At 74.6% G+C, this 14,974-nt stretch carries 13 protein-coding genes; 6 read left to right on the forward strand and 7 right to left on the reverse strand.

Going from position 1 to position 14,974, the window contains the following annotated elements; translation table 11 throughout:
• Positions 1-255 precede the first annotated feature (255 nt).
• On the forward strand, positions 256-1,710 hold the full coding sequence (locus ACFO4E_RS04000) for a rhamnulokinase (RefSeq protein WP_378571639.1): 1,455 nt from the start codon (positions 256-258) through the stop codon (positions 1,708-1,710).
• A gap of 163 nt (positions 1,711-1,873) precedes the next feature.
• Here the strand turns inward: ACFO4E_RS04000 and ACFO4E_RS04005 are convergent, their stop codons facing one another.
• Both ACFO4E_RS04005 and ACFO4E_RS04010 read right to left on the reverse strand, forming a co-directional pair.
• The gene (locus tag ACFO4E_RS04005) at positions 1,874-3,052 is read right to left on the reverse strand and encodes an NAD(P)/FAD-dependent oxidoreductase (RefSeq protein WP_378571640.1); all 1,179 of its coding nucleotides are present in this window, start codon (positions 3,050-3,052) and stop codon (positions 1,874-1,876) included.
• A gap of 172 nt (positions 3,053-3,224) precedes the next feature.
• Positions 3,225-4,139, reverse strand: coding sequence for an RNA polymerase sigma-70 factor (locus tag ACFO4E_RS04010; protein ID WP_378571641.1), 915 nt, complete (start codon positions 4,137-4,139; stop codon positions 3,225-3,227).
• 138 nt (positions 4,140-4,277) lie between these two features.
• Between ACFO4E_RS04010 and ACFO4E_RS04015 the strand changes: the two genes are divergently transcribed.
• Both ACFO4E_RS04015 and ACFO4E_RS04020 read left to right on the forward strand, forming a co-directional pair.
• Positions 4,278-4,757 (forward strand): hypothetical protein, encoded by a 480-nt coding sequence (locus ACFO4E_RS04015; RefSeq protein WP_378571642.1) that lies wholly within the window; start codon positions 4,278-4,280, stop codon positions 4,755-4,757.
• Positions 4,758-4,759: 2 nt separating this feature from the next.
• Positions 4,760-5,164: a hypothetical protein gene (locus ACFO4E_RS04020; protein WP_378571643.1), complete on the forward strand. Its 405-nt coding sequence runs from the start codon at positions 4,760-4,762 to the stop codon at positions 5,162-5,164.
• 86 nt (positions 5,165-5,250) lie between these two features.
• Here ACFO4E_RS04020 and ACFO4E_RS04025 read toward each other — a convergent pair whose 3' ends face one another.
• The 3 genes from ACFO4E_RS04025 to manA form a co-directional block, all read right to left on the reverse strand.
• Complete coding sequence (locus ACFO4E_RS04025) at positions 5,251-5,556, reverse strand: hypothetical protein (protein ID WP_378571644.1); 306 nt, start codon at positions 5,554-5,556, stop codon at positions 5,251-5,253.
• Positions 5,557-5,856: 300 nt separating this feature from the next.
• Positions 5,857-6,231, reverse strand: coding sequence for an FKBP-type peptidyl-prolyl cis-trans isomerase (locus ACFO4E_RS04030; protein ID WP_378571645.1), 375 nt, complete (start codon positions 6,229-6,231; stop codon positions 5,857-5,859).
• 148 nt (positions 6,232-6,379) lie between these two features.
• Positions 6,380-7,558 (reverse strand): mannose-6-phosphate isomerase, class I, encoded by a 1,179-nt coding sequence (manA, locus tag ACFO4E_RS04035; protein ID WP_378571646.1) that lies wholly within the window; start codon positions 7,556-7,558, stop codon positions 6,380-6,382.
• 240 nt (positions 7,559-7,798) lie between these two features.
• Between manA and ACFO4E_RS04040 the strand changes: the two genes are divergently transcribed.
• Entirely contained in the window at positions 7,799-10,867 is a 3,069-nt protein-coding gene (locus tag ACFO4E_RS04040; RefSeq protein WP_378571647.1) for an alpha-mannosidase, read from the forward strand.
• A 250-nt stretch (positions 10,868-11,117) separates the two neighbouring features.
• On the forward strand, positions 11,118-12,488 hold the full coding sequence (locus ACFO4E_RS04045; RefSeq protein ID WP_378571648.1) for a GntP family permease: 1,371 nt from the start codon (positions 11,118-11,120) through the stop codon (positions 12,486-12,488).
• Here the strand turns inward: ACFO4E_RS04045 and ACFO4E_RS04050 are convergent.
• Positions 12,472-13,197 carry a FadR/GntR family transcriptional regulator gene (locus tag ACFO4E_RS04050; protein WP_378571649.1) on the reverse strand — a complete coding sequence of 242 codons (726 nt, stop codon included), beginning with the start codon at positions 13,195-13,197 and terminating at the stop codon, positions 12,472-12,474. The genes ACFO4E_RS04045 and ACFO4E_RS04050 overlap by 17 nt on opposite strands.
• 149 nt (positions 13,198-13,346) lie before the next feature.
• Between ACFO4E_RS04050 and ACFO4E_RS04055 the strand changes: the two genes are divergently transcribed.
• Positions 13,347-13,874 carry a gluconokinase gene (locus tag ACFO4E_RS04055; protein WP_378571650.1) on the forward strand — a complete coding sequence of 176 codons (528 nt, stop codon included), beginning with the start codon at positions 13,347-13,349 and terminating at the stop codon, positions 13,872-13,874.
• Between the two features lie 54 nt (positions 13,875-13,928).
• On the opposite strand, the gene ACFO4E_RS04060 is transcribed toward ACFO4E_RS04055, so the two are convergent.
• Complete coding sequence (locus tag ACFO4E_RS04060) at positions 13,929-14,678, reverse strand: IclR family transcriptional regulator (protein ID WP_378571651.1); 750 nt, start codon at positions 14,676-14,678, stop codon at positions 13,929-13,931.
• Between the last annotated feature and the right edge of the window lie 296 nt (positions 14,679-14,974).

Raw genomic sequence — 14,974 nt, forward strand, 5'->3', positions numbered from 1 at the left:
GAAGGGTGCCGCCGACCGCAGGTGGCGGTGCGTCCGGCGGCACCCCTGCGTCACGCCGGCGATCAGCCGGCCGATGATCCCCATCCCGGCCTCCTCTCCCCGCGCCGACCGCGGCGCGGTGTCGTCGCCCCATCCCGGCGTCACCCGACATCCCATCCGAGTCACCGCACCCCGCGCCACGTCGATCCGGGATCTGTGGAAAACCCTCCGCGGCCGACCGGTCGTCCGTCTCGATCACATCAGGAAGGCCCGAACGTGTCCTCTCCCGCCACCGTTGCCGCCGTCGACCTCGGTGCGTCCAGCGGACGCGTCGTCGTGGGGCGGGTCGGCTCCGGCACCCTGGACCTGACCGAGGTCCACCGGTTCGCCAACCGGCCGCTGCGGCTGCCCAGCGGCCTGCACTGGGACGTGACCGGCCTGTACCGCGGGGTGCTCGACGGCCTGCGCGCCGCCGCCCCGCACGCGCCCGGGTCCGTGGGCGTCGACGCGTGGGCGGTCGACTACGGCCTGCTGGACCGGACGGGCGCGCTGCTGGGGCTGCCCTTCTCCTACCGCGACGAGCGGACCGCGGAGGCGGCGCCCCGGGTGGTCGCCGAGATCGGGGCGGGCGCCCTCTACGCGCGCAACGGACTGCAGTTCCAGCCGTTCAACACGGTCTTCCAGCTCGCCGCCGCACGGGCGACGCCCCAGTTCCACGCCGCCGACCTGCTGCTCCTCATCCCCGACCTGATCACCTACTGGCTGACCGGCGCCCGCGGCGCCGAGATCACCAACGCCTCGACGACCGGCCTGCTGGACGTCACGGCGCTGGAGTGGTCCGACGAGCTGGCCGCCGCAGTGGGGGTGCCGGCGTCGCTGCTGCCCGGCCTGGTGCGCCCCGGGACGCGCGTCGGCCCCCTGCTGCCCGGGGCCGCCGCCGAAACGGGGCTGACGGACACGGTCGTCACGGCCGTGGCCTCGCACGACACGGCGTCGGCCGTCGCCGGGGTCCCGGCCCGCACCGACCGCTTCGGCTACATCTCCTGCGGCACCTGGTCGCTGGCCGGGCTGGAGCTGCCAAGCCCCGTGGTCACCGAGGAGGCGCGCGCGGCGAACTTCACCAACGAACTGGGGGTGGACGGCACCACCCGGTTCCTGCGCAACATCACGGGGCTGTGGCTCGTGCAGGAGAGCCTGCGCACCTGGGGGCTGGGCGCCGACGCCCTGCCGGGCCTGCTGGCGGACGCGGCCCGCGCCGCGCCGTTCGCGGCCCTGATCGACGCGGGCGACGCCCGCTTCGTCGCCCCCGGCGACGTGCCGGGCCGTATCGCCGAGGCGCTGCGGGAGAGCGGGCAGCCGGTCCCCGAGGGACGCGGTCCGCTGCTGCGCTGCGTGCTGGAGAGCCTGGCCCTGGCCCACCGCGACACCCTGCGCCGGGCCGCCGAGCTCGCCGGGCGCGACGTGGAGGTCGTGCACCTGGTCGGCGGCGGCGCCCGCAATGAGCTGCTGTGCCAGTGGACCGCCGACGCCTTGGGGGTACCGGTGGTGGCCGGACCGACGGAGGCCACGGCGGTCGGCAACATCATCGTCCAGGCCCGCGCGGCGGGCGTGGCCGACGACCTGGCGGCCCTGCGCGCACTCGTCCACGACACCCAGGACCTGCGCACCTACACCCCGGTCTCCCCCACCACCCCCTGGGACACCGCCGCCGCCCGCCTGGGCCTGCGCTGACCGGGACGGACGAGCGCGGCGGGGCGGGGCGGTCACCCGCCCCGTGGATGGCGGCCGGCGTTCCCGGTCCCGCCGGTCGCGGGAACGGCCATGGCCGGGCGCCCCTCCGGGCCGGCGCCCGGCTCCCGGGTCCGCGACGCCGTTTCCCGGAGTGCGGCCGGGGTCAGGCGACCGGGGACGGTTCCTCCGCCATGGGCGCGAGCGGGCGCGGGCGGCTGCCGAGGGGGACGGTCGCCCCGTAGGTGAACGCCGCGGCTCCGCGCACGACCGCCTCCTTCACCCGGGCCGCCGCGCGGCCGGTGATCACGGCCGGGTGCGGCGTGTCGTCCGGCGCCACGAACTGGATCAGGCCGTCGCGCCGGCCCAGGCTCACGCACCGGATGTAGAAGCGGAACCGCAGGTCGCGCGGTTCGCGCCCGGCGATGCGGGCGGTGATGGCACGGGCCGCCTCGGACGCCATCGGCAGCCCGGCGGCGCACGACATGCGCAGCTCGCCCCCGCCGGGACCGGCCGCGCGGGCGGCGTCGCCCACCGCGTACACATCGGGGTGGGAGACCGAGCGCTGCGTCCCGTCGACCACCACGCGTCCGGCCGCGTCCACCCGGATCCCGGCCGCACGCGCGAGCCCGGGGACCGTGTACCCCGTGCTCCAGACCACCGCGCCGGCGGGGATCGCGGACCCGTCGGCGAGCACGACGCCGTCGGCCCGGACTTCGGCGACCGCCGCGTTCTCCGCCACCGCGACACCGAGCCGCTCCAGGGTGCGCAGCAGGTGCCGCCGGCCCCGCGGGGAGAAGCGGGCGCCCAACCGCCCTCGGGTGACCAGGCGCACCCGGAGTCCCGGCCGTGCCTCGGCGAGTTCGGCGGCGGCCTCGATCCCCGTGAGGCCCCCGCCGACGATGGCCACCGTCGCCCGCTCGGCGGCCAGGCGCGGCAGCGCCTCCCCGAGGGCCCGGGCGGGACCGAACCCGGCCAGGGTGTAGGCGTACCGGCCGGCGCCGGGGACCGAGGAGGTGTCGGCCCCGCTGCCGGGGGCGTAGACGAGGGTGTCGTAGCCGATCTCGGCCGCACCGTCCGCGCCGGTCACGCGGATCCGGTGCCGCTCCGTGTCGATACCGGTGGCGCGGCCGACGGCCAGTGAGACGCCCGTGCCGTCGAGGACCCGGTCCAGCCGCCGGCCGGTGGATCGCCGCCCGGCGGCGGCCTCGTGCAGCCGGACCCGTTCGACGAAGTGCGCCCGCTCGTTGACGAGGGTCATACGGGCGGGCCCGCCCCGTGCCGCGCGTACCGCCGCCGCCAGCCCCGCGTACCCCGCGCCGATGACCACCACGTTGTGTTCCATGACCGCGCTCCTTCCTTCCGGTCGCCCGGTGTCCTGGCGCCCCGGGTCGGTGCGCCGGAACCTGAACCACCGGGCGGGCCCGGACGTGACGGGCCACCGGGTGAGGTGAATCACACCACGGATCAACGGCCGGCCGCCCCGAACCGGTGGCGGCCGCGGCACGCGCGGCCGGTCAGCCCGCGGATCGGAGCTGCCGCGCGAGGAAGGCGAGCTTGTCGGGGTTGACCGCGGCCCGGATCGCCGCCACGCGTCCGGCGACGACCTCGGGCGCCAGCACGGCGACCGGTTCCCCGTCGAGCAGGACCAGCACCGCCGGGGCACCGTTGACCTCGGCGATAACGATGGTGTACTCCTCGGCGACCCGGCCGGCGAACCCCACCAGCAGGCGGGCGACCCGGTCGCGGCCGTGGACGGGGCGCCGGCCGGCGCTGGCCTTGCCGCCGCCGTCGGACCAGGAGACGGCGTCCTCGGCCAGGAGCTGCTCCAGCGCGGCGATATCGCCTCCGCGCGCCGCGTCGAGGAACTTCTCGACGACGTCGTGCCACCGCCGCTCCGACGGCTCGAAGCGGCGCCGGTCCTGGGCGATCCGCTGCCGCGCCCGGCGGTAGAGCTGGCGCGACCCCTCTGGCGTGATGTCGAGGATCCCGGCGATGTCGGAGTGGGGGTAGGCGAACGCCTCGCGCAGCACGAACACGGCCCGTTCGACCGGGGTCAGCCGCTCCATGAGCGAGAGCAGGGCCAGCGAGACCGAATCGCGCTGCTCCGCCGTCTCCAGCGGCCCGACCCCGGAGCCGCCGCCCGCCGCCGCACCGGTGAGGACGGGCTCGGGCAGCCACGGGCCGACGTAGCGCTCACGCGTCGCCCGGGCCGAGGTGAGCCGGTTGAGGCACAGGCGGGTCAGCACGGTGGTGAGCCAGGCGGCGGGCACCTCGATCGCGGACGCGTCGGCGGCGCTCCACTTCAGGTACGCGTCCTGCACCGCGTCCTCGGCCTCGCTCGCCGACCCCAGCATCCGGTAGGCGATGGAGAAGAGGCGGGGCCGCAGCCCTTCGAACTCCACGGCCCGGTCTTCGGCGTCGCTCTCCATTCCCGCAGAATCCCATGCCCGCCCACCCCACCGCCCGCGCCCCCGTCTTCAGCGGGCGCCGGCACCCGGGCCGGCCGCTCACCCCGTGATCACCGTCCCTCGGGTGAGGGCACGGACCGACAGCACGGGGCGCCCGAGGTGCGGCGCGAGCGGAACGACTCCTCGGGCCTGGTGCGGCCGCGCGTCCTCATCCGGGTCTTCCTCGCCCCTGACACGCTGGATTCCGGAATCGCGTTCTACGAACGCCTTCAGGAGGTCGAAGCCGGTGCGCGGTTCTCCGTCCCCGCCGCGCGGCCGCACCTTGCCGTGGTGGGCGCGTTCCTGCTGATCGAGGGCGACGACGAGGCGCTGATCCCCTTCCGCGGCACCACGGGGACGCTTCTGGTGGACGACGTGCGGCCCTACTACGGCCGCTCGGTGGCCGAAGGCTCGGAGATCGTTTTCCCGTTGCAGGAGGTTCCGGCGGGCGCCGCGTTCAACGCGCGGCGCCCGGACGGCACGGTGGCGGAGTACGTCCACCACCGGCCGACGCCCGGCCGGCGCCGACCGGGAGGGCGGCACGCGGAATTCGCCGGGGTGCACGCTGTTGCGGGGCGGTCGGCGGATGATGCTGCTTGACCATGAACGAACAGCACCACGCGCCCCGCCTCCGGCGCACGCGCAGCGACCCGTCCGGCCCGGTCGAGCGCCGCCGTGCGCTCATCCGCGTGTTCGTGCCCCCCGGCGCGCTGGAATCGGGGATTACGCGCTACGAGAGACGCGAGGGCGTGCCGGCCGGTGAGCGCTCGGTGTTCCCCGCCGCGCGCGTGCGCTCGGCCGTGGTCGGGCGCTACCTGCTGATCGAGGGCGACGAGGAGTCGCTGCGCCCTTTCCGCGACACCGCGGAGGCCCGCCTGCTCGACCGCCTGCGCCCCTACTTCGACCGCATCGCCGCCGAAGGAGCGGAGGTCATCATCCCGCAGCGGCATCCGGACGGCACCGTGGCCGGGTACCTGTGCCACCGGCCGCCCGGCGACGGGCGCTGAGCGCCCGCCGCGCGGGCGCCCGCGCCGGTCCGTGACCGGACCGGCGCGGCCAGCGGCGTGCGGCCGGTCTACGGAGGAGGGCGGGGTCAGTCGGCGGTTTCGCCGGCGGCGTACCGACGGGCCGCGCGGCGGCCCGCGTAGCGCTCCCTGCGGTTGCCGGCCCTGGTGTAGCGCTGCCACTCCTTGATGTGGGAGCGCCTCTTGCATCCCGAGCAGCAGGTGTGGCCCATCACGACCGCGCCGAGGTCCGGCCAGCGGCAGCGCGTGCCAGCGGCCGCCCGGGCGGGCTCGCCGGGCAGGTCGCAGGGGCCGAAGCGGTGGTCGTGGACCGGCCGGGGGCCGTGTTCCGCGTAGCGCACCCGCAGCGGTTTGTCCTTGTCCGTACGGGACATCTCGTTCCTTCCGGAACCCGCCGCCCGGGCGCCCGGACCTTCCGGGCGGGCGGCTAGGGCAACCGCTGCACCGCTCCACGCTCCTTCCTCTGTCCTTCGTCCGCGACGTCCACCGGGTGGAATCCGGTGCGCGCGCTGGTGTGTCCCATCGGCCGGCACCGGGCGGCCCCGCCGGACGGGGTCCCGGTGCGGACCGCGGTGGAGAACGCGGTCCGCGGGGTGGAGAGCCTTCCGGTCCCCGGCGGCGGCCGGTCGCGGTGGAGGCGACCGGCATCGCCGCCGCGGCCCCGGGCGCGCCTCCTAGCCGACGCCGACCAGGTCCACGACGAACACGAGGGTCTCGTTGGGCTTGATCTTGCCCCCGGCGCCGCGTGAGCCGTAGGCCAGGTGCGGCGGGATGACCAGCCGGCGCCGGCCGCCGATCCGCATGCCGAGGACGCCCTGGTCCCAGCCGGGGATGACCTGGCCGGCACCGAGCTTGAAGCTCAGGGGCTCGCCGCGGTTCCACGAGGCGTCGAACTCCTCGCCGGTGGAGAAGGAGACGCCCACGTAGTGCACGTCGACCGTCGAGCCGTGGCCGGCCTGGGCGCCTTCGCCGATGGTGACGTCGGTGATCTCCAGGCCCGCGGGCGGCGGTCCGTCGATGTAGTCGATTTCGGGACGCTCAAGCGCCATCGGGTTTCCCCCACTGTCGTTCGGTTCGTCGGGCGGCACCCCAGCGTAGCGGCGCACGGGGCCTCCGTTGCGCGCGCGTGCCGGTGTGGCCCCCGTGCCGCCGGGGCGCCCCGGCGGGGCCGCGGCCCCCTCCGCCGTGCCTCCCGCCTCAGTCCCCGACCGTCGCGGCCACGAGGTGGCCGTCGCCGAGGATCTCCACCCGGCCGGCGGCCGCCGGAACGAACACCGATTGCCCGCGGCGCAGCGTGAGCGCCTCCCCGGTCTCGGCCTTGAGGTCGGCGCCGCCCTCCAGGGCCAGCACCACCGACGGCACGCCGCCCGGCAGGTGGGCGTCGACCGGACCGGGGCCGAGGGTCGCCAGGGCGAAGTCGGGCACACCGGGGCGGAACTCGCTGCGCCCGTCGACGCGGACGGGCTCGGTGAAGGGGATCGGCAGCACCGAGAAGTCCACGACGTTGAGCAGCTCACCGGTGTCGACGTGCTTTCCGGTGAGCCCTGCTCTGAGGACGTTGTCGGAGCTGGCCATGACCTCCACCGCTGTTCCCCGCAGGTAGGCGTGGACATTGCCGGCCGGCAGGAACAGCGCCTCGCCGGGGCGCAGGGTGACGCGGTTGAGCAGCAGCGCGGCGACGGCGCCGGGGTCGCCCGGGTAGCGTTCCGCCAGCTCGTTGACCGTCTCGTAGTGCGGACCGCGGCCCGCGACGGCCCACTCGGCGACGAAGTCGGCCAGCAGCGGCCCGCGCTCCGCGCACCCGAGCGTGAGCAGCCGGGTCATGGCGGCGCGCAGCGCGCGGTGGGGGTCGGGCTCGGCCAGGTCGCCGCGGAGGATGCCGGCGAGCTCGCCGCGCAGCGGTGCGAGGTCGGCGTGCGCGTTCGCCGGGTCGCGGAACCCGCACAGCGCTTCGAAGGTCTCCAGGGCGAACACGAGCTCGGGCTTCGCCTGCGGGTCGCGGTAGTTGCGGTCGGGGGCGTCGACCGGGATGCCCGCGGCCTCCTCGGCGTCGAACCCGGAGCGGGCGCGCGCGGCGTCGGGGTGCACCTGGAGCGACAGCGGCTCCTCGGCGGCCAGCACCTTCAGCAGGAACGGCAGGCGGGGGCCGAAGCGGTCCACGGTCCGCTCGCCGAGGACGTCGCCGGGCGCCGCGGCGATGACGTCCTCGAACGACGCCGTCCCGCCCCCGGTGACGAGGGAGCTGGGCGCGCCGGGGTGGGCGCCCAGCCACAGCTCCGCCTGGGGACGCCCGTCGGGCCGCGTGCCGAGCAGGCGGGGGATGGCGTCCTTGGCCCCCCACGCATACGGGCGTACCTGGTTGATCAGCCTGTGCATGCGCCCTGCTCTTCCATTCCGCGTCCGCCGAATCCGGGTTCCCAGTGTTGCCGACGGATGTCGCCGTGTCTGCAACGCCAGCGCTACGCGTACAGGTGGTGCGGGCCCCACCCGGTGCCGCACCGCCGTTCCCCACAGCGGCGTACCCATGAATTCACCGGCTGGTTCACCCGCATTCTTGACTTTCCCTCCAGCCACTTGGGAACGTACCCAAAGGCCGCCGATGTTACGGAGCGTTCCATGCACGACGACCATGAGTTGGTGGAACAACGCCTTGAGCGGGTCCTGGGCGAGCGGATCTGGACATCGGTCCATCCGGTCTCGGTGCCCCTCCAGGTCGCCCGATGGGACGTCCCCGAAGAGCCGGTACCCGTGGCGGAGGCGCTGCGGGCGTCCTACCGCTCCGCGGCGGTCGGCGACCCCTGGGGGCCGCCCTGGGGCACCACCTGGTTCCACTTCGCCGGCACCGTCCCCCACGCGTGGGCCGGCCGGACCGTCGAGGCCGTCGTCGACCTCGGCTTCGACCCCGACCGCCCCGGTTTCTCCGCCGAAGGGCTGGTCCACGACCCCTCCGGAACGGTCCTCAAGGGCCTCAACCCCCGCAACCACTGGGTGCGGGCGGCGTCCCCGGCGGTCGGCGGCGAGAAAATCGACTTCTACGTCGAGGCCGCCGCCAACCCGCTGATCCTCGGCCCGGCCGGGTTCCGCCCCACGTCGCTGGGCGACCCCGCCGCCATCAACGGCGCGCCGCAGTACCGGCTGGCCCGAGCCGACCTCGCCGTCTTCGACGAGGAGGTGTGGGGGCTCAGCCTCGACCTGGAGGTCCTGGGCGGGCTCATGCACCGGCTGCCGGCCCAGTCCGCGCGGCGGTGGGAGATCCTGCGAGCCGTCGCCGCCTGCCTGGACCGGCTCGACCCCGGCGACGTCCCGGGCACCGCCACCGCCGCCCGCGCCCCCCTCGCCCCCGTGCTGGCCGCGCCCGCCGAGCGCAGCGCGCACCGGCTGTCCGCGGTGGGCCACGCCCACATCGACTCCGCGTGGCTGTGGCCGCTGCGCGAGACCGTGCGCAAGGTCGCCCGCACGGCCGCCAACGTCACCGCCCTCATGGACGACCACCCCGGCCTGGTCTTCGCCATGTCGCAGGCCCAGCAGCTCGCCTGGCTGCGCGACCACCACCCCGGCGTCTTCGAGCGAGTGCGCTCCCGGGTCGCCGAGGGGCGGTTCGTCCCCGTGGGCGGGATGTGGGTGGAGTCCGACACCAACATGCCCGGCTCCGAGGCGCTGGCCCGGCAGTTCTCCTTCGGCAAGCGGTTCTTCCGCGAGGAGCTGGGCGTGGACACCCGCGAGGTGTGGCTGCCCGACTCCTTCGGCTACTCCGCCGCCCTGCCGCAGCTCGTGAAGCTGTCGGGGTCGCGCTGGTTCCTCACCCAGAAGATCTCCTGGAGCCAGACCAACACCTTCCCCCACCACACCTTCTGGTGGGAGGGCATCGACGGCACCCGCGTCTTCACGCACTTCCCGCCCATCGACACCTACAACGCGGAGCTGACCGGCCACGAGCTCGGCCACGCCGCCGACAACTTCCGGGAGAAGGGCCGGGCCACGCGCTCCCTCGCCCCGTTCGGGCACGGCGACGGCGGCGGGGGCCCCACCCGGGAGATGCTCGGCCGCGCCGACCGCCTGGCCGACCTCGAAGGCTCGCCGCGGGTGCGGCTGGAGCGCCCGCAGGACTTCTTCGCCGCCGCCGAGGAGGAATACCCCGACGCCCCCGTCTGGCTGGGCGAGCTCTACCTGGAGCTGCACCGCGGCACCTACACCAGCCAGGCCGCCACCAAGCAGGGCAACCGCCGCAGCGAGCACCTGCTGCGCGAGGCGGAGCTGTGGGCGGCCACCGCCGCCGTGGCGTCCCACGCGCAGTACGACTACCCCTACGACCGGCTCGACGACCTGTGGCGCAAGGTGCTGCTCAACCAGTTCCACGACATCCTCCCGGGGTCCTCCATCGCGTGGGTGCACCGCGAGGCCGCCCGCGCCTACTCCGAGATCGCCGGCGAACTGGACCTGATCATCGAGTCCGCCCAGACCGCCCTGGCCGGTTCGCCGGGCGCCGGGCCCGCCGGGGACCCGGGCCCGCCCGGCGAGGTGGTGTTCAACCCGTGCCCGCACGAGCGCGACGGCGTCCCGGCGCTGGGGGCCGCGATCCGGGCGGTGCCCACGACCGCCCCCGAGGTCACGGCCGTCCCCGACGGCGACGGCCACGTGCTCGACAACGGCCTGCTGAGGGTGGCCGTCGACGGCCGCGGGCTGGTCACCTCCGTGGTCGACCTCGGCACCGGGCGCGAGGCGATCGCCCCGGGCTCGGCCGCCAACCTGCTCCAGCTCCACCGCGACCTGCCCAACGCGTGGGACGCGTGGGACATCGACCCGTTCTACCGCGGCAACGTCACCGACCTGGTGGCGGCCGAGGAGATCGACGTCGTGTCGGCGGGCCCCGGCAACGCCTCGGTGTCGGTGCGGCGGACCTTCGGCTCCTCGTCGGTGCTCCAGGTGCTCACCCTGCACCGCGGCGCCCGGCGGCTCGACATCACCACCGAGGTCGACTGGCACGAGCGCGAACGCGTGCTCAAGGTCGCCTTCCCCCTGGACGTGCGGGCCGACACCGCGGCGTCGGAGATCCAGTTCGGCCATGTCCACCGGCCCACCCACACCAACACGTCATGGGACGCCGCCAAGTTCGAGACCTGTGCGCACCGCTGGATCCATGTCGCCGAGCCCGGCTACGGCCACGCCGTCGTCAACGACTCCACCTACGGCCACGACGTCACCCGTGACGTGCGGGCCGACGGCGGGACCACGACCACCGTCCGGCTGTCCCTGCTGCGCGCGCCGCGCTTCCCCGACCCCGAGACCGACCAGGGATCGCACCGGTTCGGCTACGCCCTGGTGCCCGGCGCCGCCATCGCCGACGCCGTGCGCGAGGGCTACCGGATCAACCTGCCCGAGCGGGGCCTGCTCGGCGGGGCGCCGGTGACCCCGCTGGTGGAGGTCGACGGCGCGGGGGTGGTGGTGGAGTCGGTGAAACTGGCCGACGACCGCTCGGGCGACGTCGTGGTGCGGCTCTACGAGGCGCTGGGCGCGCGGACGGAGGGCACCCTCACCGCGTCGTTCCCGGTGGGCCGGGCCGCGGCGGTCGATCTGCTGGAGGCGCCGCTGGACGACGCGCCGCCGGTCGACGCCGCGCACCTGCCGGCCGTCGCGTTCCGGCTCCGCCCGTTCCAGATCCTGACCCTGCGCCTCGCCCGCGCCTGACCCGCCGCGGCCGCGGGAGGCCGCTCTCGACAAGGGGCCCGGGGCCGCCGATCCGGCGGCCCCGGGCCCCTTGCGTGTCACGGAGGAACGGGCGCCGCCCCGGCCGTCCGGGGCGCGTCCCGGCGACCCCCGGATAACAATTCCCAACGCCGGGGATCACAGATGCTCACAAATGGTATTACGATTTGCGGCAGCGTCCTCCACGCACGCCGCCCGGCGTGCGTCCCCATCCGCCACAAGGAGGCACCCGTTGGAAGCCGCACAACCCGCCCTCTCGACGGGGCCGCTGCTGCTGATCGCCGCGGCGTCCATCGCCGTTCTGCTGTTCCTCGTCATGAAGGTCCGGCTGCACGCGTTCGTCGCCCTGACCCTGGTCAGCCTGCTGGTGGCCCTGGCCACGGGCATCGGGCTGGCCGATGTGGTGCCCACCCTGCTCGACGGGTTCGGCAGCACGCTCGCCAGCGTCGCGCTCCTAGTCGGCCTGGGCGTCATGATCGGCCGGATGCTGGAGGTGACCGGCGGCGCCGCGGTCCTGGCCAACGCCCTGATCCGCGCCTTCGGCGAGAAGCGCGCGCCGTTCGCGCTGGGCGTCGCCTCTCTGCTGTTCGGCTTCCCGATCTTCTTCGACGCCGGGCTCATCGTCATGCTGCCCATCGTGTTCGGCGTCGCCCGCCGCATGGGCGGATCGGTGCTGCTCTACGCGCTGCCCGCAGCGGGCGCCTTCGCGGTCATGCACGCCTTCGTGCCGCCGCACCCCGGACCGGTGGCCGCCAGCGACCTGCTCGGCGCCAACATGGGCCTCACCCTGCTCATCGGCACGGTCTTGGCCATCCCCACCTGGTACATCGCCTCCTACCTCTACAGCCGCTACGCCGGCGCGCGCTTCCAGATCCCCGTCCCCGACGACACGGGCGACACCGAGGACCAGCCCAACCCGCCGCACCTGGCGACCGTCATCGGCATCCTGCTGATGCCGATGGTGCTGATCTCCCTCAACACCGTCGTCACGACCCTGGGCACCACCGGCACCGTCGACACCGAGGCCGCCTGGGCGCAGGCCGCGGTGCTGGTCGGCCAGACCCCGGTGGCCCTGCTCATCACCGCGCTGTGCGCCATGGTCATGCTGGGCGCCGGACGCTACTCGCGCGACCGCGTGGAGCAGATCATCGAGGGCTCGCTCGGGCCGGTGTGCTCGATCATCCTGATCACCGGGGCCGGCGGCATGTTCGGCGGGGTGCTGCGCGCCAGCGGCATCGGCGAGGCGCTGTCGAGCAGCCTGGCCGCCACCGGGCTGCCGGTGATCGTGGCCGCGTTCATCATCGCCACGGCGCTGCGCGTCGCCCAGGGGTCGGCCACGGTCGCCCTGACGACGGCGGCCGCCCTCATCGCCCCGGCCGTCGAGGCCACCCCCGGTGTGACGACGATCGACCTGACGCTGATCGTGATCGCCATCGCCTGCGGTTCGACGGTGCTGTCCCACGTCAACGACTCGGGGTTCTGGCTGGTCGGGCGGTTCCTGCGCATGGACACCGCGACGACGCTGCGCACCTGGACGGTCATGGAGACCCTGATCGGCGTGGTGGGCTTCACCTTCGCGTTCCTGCTCAGCCTGGTTCTGTGAGTCCCGTCGGCCCCCGGTCCAGAGCGGTGACGACCTCGCCGACGATCGCCCGCATCGCGGCCTCCGCCACCTCGGGGAGGCCGTCGCGGACGGCCGAGGCCACGTGGGTGTGCAGGCGCAGCGCCTCGGGCCGGGGGTGCTGCGGCATCAGGTCGTACTCGGTGCGGCCGGTCAGGACCTCCGCCACGACACCCGAGAGGCCGGCGAACATGTCGTTGCCCGACAGCTCCAGGATGCGCCGGTGGTATTCGACGTCCAGGCGCAGGAACGCCTCCAGGTCACCGCTCTCGCCGGTGGCGACCATGCGGGCGTTCAGCTCGGCCAGCGCCGCTCCGTCCGCCGCCGAGGCGCGGCGCGCCGCCGACGCCGCGGCCGGCGGCTCCACCGCCGCGCGCAGCTCGGTGAGCGAGCGGAGCTGCTCCATGCGGCCCGGCCCGGCCAGGCGCCAGCGGATGAGCTGCGGGTCGTACACGCTCCACTCCTGCGGCGGGCGCACGCGGACGCCGGTGCGCGGGCGGCTGTGCACCAGGTGCATCGACTCCAGCACCCGCACGGCCTCGCGGGCGACCGTGCGCGAGACCCCGTAGTGGCGCTCCAGGCGCTCCAGCGTGAAGACGTGGCCGGGGGCGTACTCGCCGGCGGCGATGGCCGGGCCCAGCTCCGCCAGCACGCGGTTGTGCAGGGTGCGGTGGTCGGCGTCGGCGCTCATCGGGCTCCTCGTTCGCTGCGGTCCCACCGCCGTCCGGGGGCCGGGGCGGGTCGGCGGACACTATTGGTATCACTATTAATACACGGTGCGTTCGGCCGAACACGGCCGCACATCGGTACAACGCACCCCGTCCTGGGAGGGACCACCACATGCACGTCGTCTTCATGGGGGTGTCCGGCAGCGGCAAGAGCACCGTCGCCCTCAGTGTCGCCCAGAGCCTGGGCCTCCCCTACGCCGAGGCCGACGGATTCCACCCCGAGGCCAACATCGCCAAGATGTCGGCCGGAACGCCCCTCACCGACGAGGACCGCGGGCCGTGGCTGCACACCCTCGCCGACTGGATCCGCGGCCACGAGCTGCGCGGCGAGACCACGCTGATGGCGTGCTCGGCGCTCAAGCGCTCCTACCGCGACATCCTGCGCGGCGGCGCCCCAGGCGTGTACTTCGTCCACCTCGACGCCCCCACGGAGGTCATCGCCGAGCGGCTGCGGGCCCGCGCCGGGCACTTCATGCCGGCCGGGCTGCTGGCCTCCCAGCAGGCCACGCTGGAGCCCCTGGGCGACGACGAGGAAGGGGTCACGATCGACGTCTCGGTCCCGGCCCCGCAGGTCGCCGAGCGCGCCCTGGACGCGGTGGCGGCGGTCCTGGGCCGCCGGCCCGCCCCGCCGCAGGGGTGAGCACGGGCGCGGCCGGGCCGTCTCCGCTGTGCCCGGGCCCGGCCGCGGGCGCCCTCAAGGGACCCGCATGTGCCCCATGCGGGTGGAGATCTCCACGGCGGCCTTGCCGACCGCCTCACCGATCCCTTCGAGCTTGTCCTGCTCCATGCGGTAGGACGGACCCGACGCGCTGATCGCGGCGATCACCTCGCCGGTGATCCCCCGGATGGGGGCCGACACGGCGTTGAGCCCCACTTCGAGCTCTTCGACGGCGATGGCGTAGCCGCGTTCGCGGATGCCGCCGAACTGGGCGCGCAGCGCGTCGGGGTCGACCACGGTGCGCGGGGTCAGCTTCTCCAGCGGGCCGCGCAGGACCCGCCGCTGCTCGGCCTCGTTCATGTGCGCGAGCAGCACCTTGCCGCTGGACGTGGAGTGCAGCGGGTTCTGCCGGCCGATCCAGTTCTGGCTGACGACCGCCGAGGACCCCCGGACCTGGTCGATGTTGACCACCATGTTGCCGCTGGGGATGGCGATGTTGACGGTCTCGCCCAGCTCGGCCGCGAGGTCCTCGCACACCGGCCGGCTCTGCTGCGTGAGGTCGAGCCCGGCCGCCATCGTCCCGGCCAGCCGGATGATGCCGAATCCGAGCTGGTACTTGCCCCTGAGGCCCGGCTGCTCGACCAGGCCGCGCCGTTCCAACGCCCCTACCAGGCGGAAGGCGGTGGACTTGTGCACACCGAGTTCCACTGCGATCTCGGTGACCCCGGCCTCGCCGTGCTGGGCGAGGATCTCCAGCACCGTGATGGCCCGGTCCACCGATTGCACCGGCGCGGCCTCCTTCACCCTGGCTTCGGCGCGCGCCGGGATCATCTCCACACCCGACCCCCGCTCGAACCGATCGCCATCCGTCGTAATCGGACTCTTTTCCATGTCTGCGCGGTGGTCGTTGGAAGCCATACCTTCCACGATAGTGGTCGCCCCGTCGCATTCCCCGGCGCTGAGCGGCCACAATCGGGGCGACGGGGCCGGGCGCACCGCCCCGACCTGCGATGGCGCCACCCGCGGACCCGCCGCGTAACGGATCCGGACGCGCTGCGCGGATACCGCCGGTGGCATGATCG

It is taken from the genome of Nocardiopsis mangrovi (assembly GCF_042653925.1).
Classification (GTDB): Bacteria; Actinomycetota; Actinomycetes; order Streptosporangiales; family Streptosporangiaceae; genus Nocardiopsis_B; species Nocardiopsis_B mangrovi.

Coding starts and splice junctions, on each gene's coding strand:
- ACFO4E_RS04040 (WP_378571647.1), top strand. CDS start 7,799: ATGCACGACGACCATGAGTTGGTGGAACAACGCCTTGAGCGGGTCCTG.
- ACFO4E_RS04050 (WP_378571649.1), bottom strand. CDS start 13,197: ATGAGCGCCGACGCCGACCACCGCACCCTGCACAACCGCGTGCTGGCG.
- ACFO4E_RS04005 (WP_378571640.1), bottom strand. CDS start 3,052: ATGGAACACAACGTGGTGGTCATCGGCGCGGGGTACGCGGGGCTGGCG.
- ACFO4E_RS04020 (WP_378571643.1), top strand. CDS start 4,760: ATGAACGAACAGCACCACGCGCCCCGCCTCCGGCGCACGCGCAGCGAC.
- manA (WP_378571646.1), bottom strand. CDS start 7,558: ATGCACAGGCTGATCAACCAGGTACGCCCGTATGCGTGGGGGGCCAAG.
- ACFO4E_RS04025 (WP_378571644.1), bottom strand. CDS start 5,556: ATGTCCCGTACGGACAAGGACAAACCGCTGCGGGTGCGCTACGCGGAA.
- ACFO4E_RS04010 (WP_378571641.1), bottom strand. CDS start 4,139: ATGGAGAGCGACGCCGAAGACCGGGCCGTGGAGTTCGAAGGGCTGCGG.
- ACFO4E_RS04030 (WP_378571645.1), bottom strand. CDS start 6,231: ATGGCGCTTGAGCGTCCCGAAATCGACTACATCGACGGACCGCCGCCC.
- ACFO4E_RS04055 (WP_378571650.1), top strand. CDS start 13,347: ATGCACGTCGTCTTCATGGGGGTGTCCGGCAGCGGCAAGAGCACCGTC.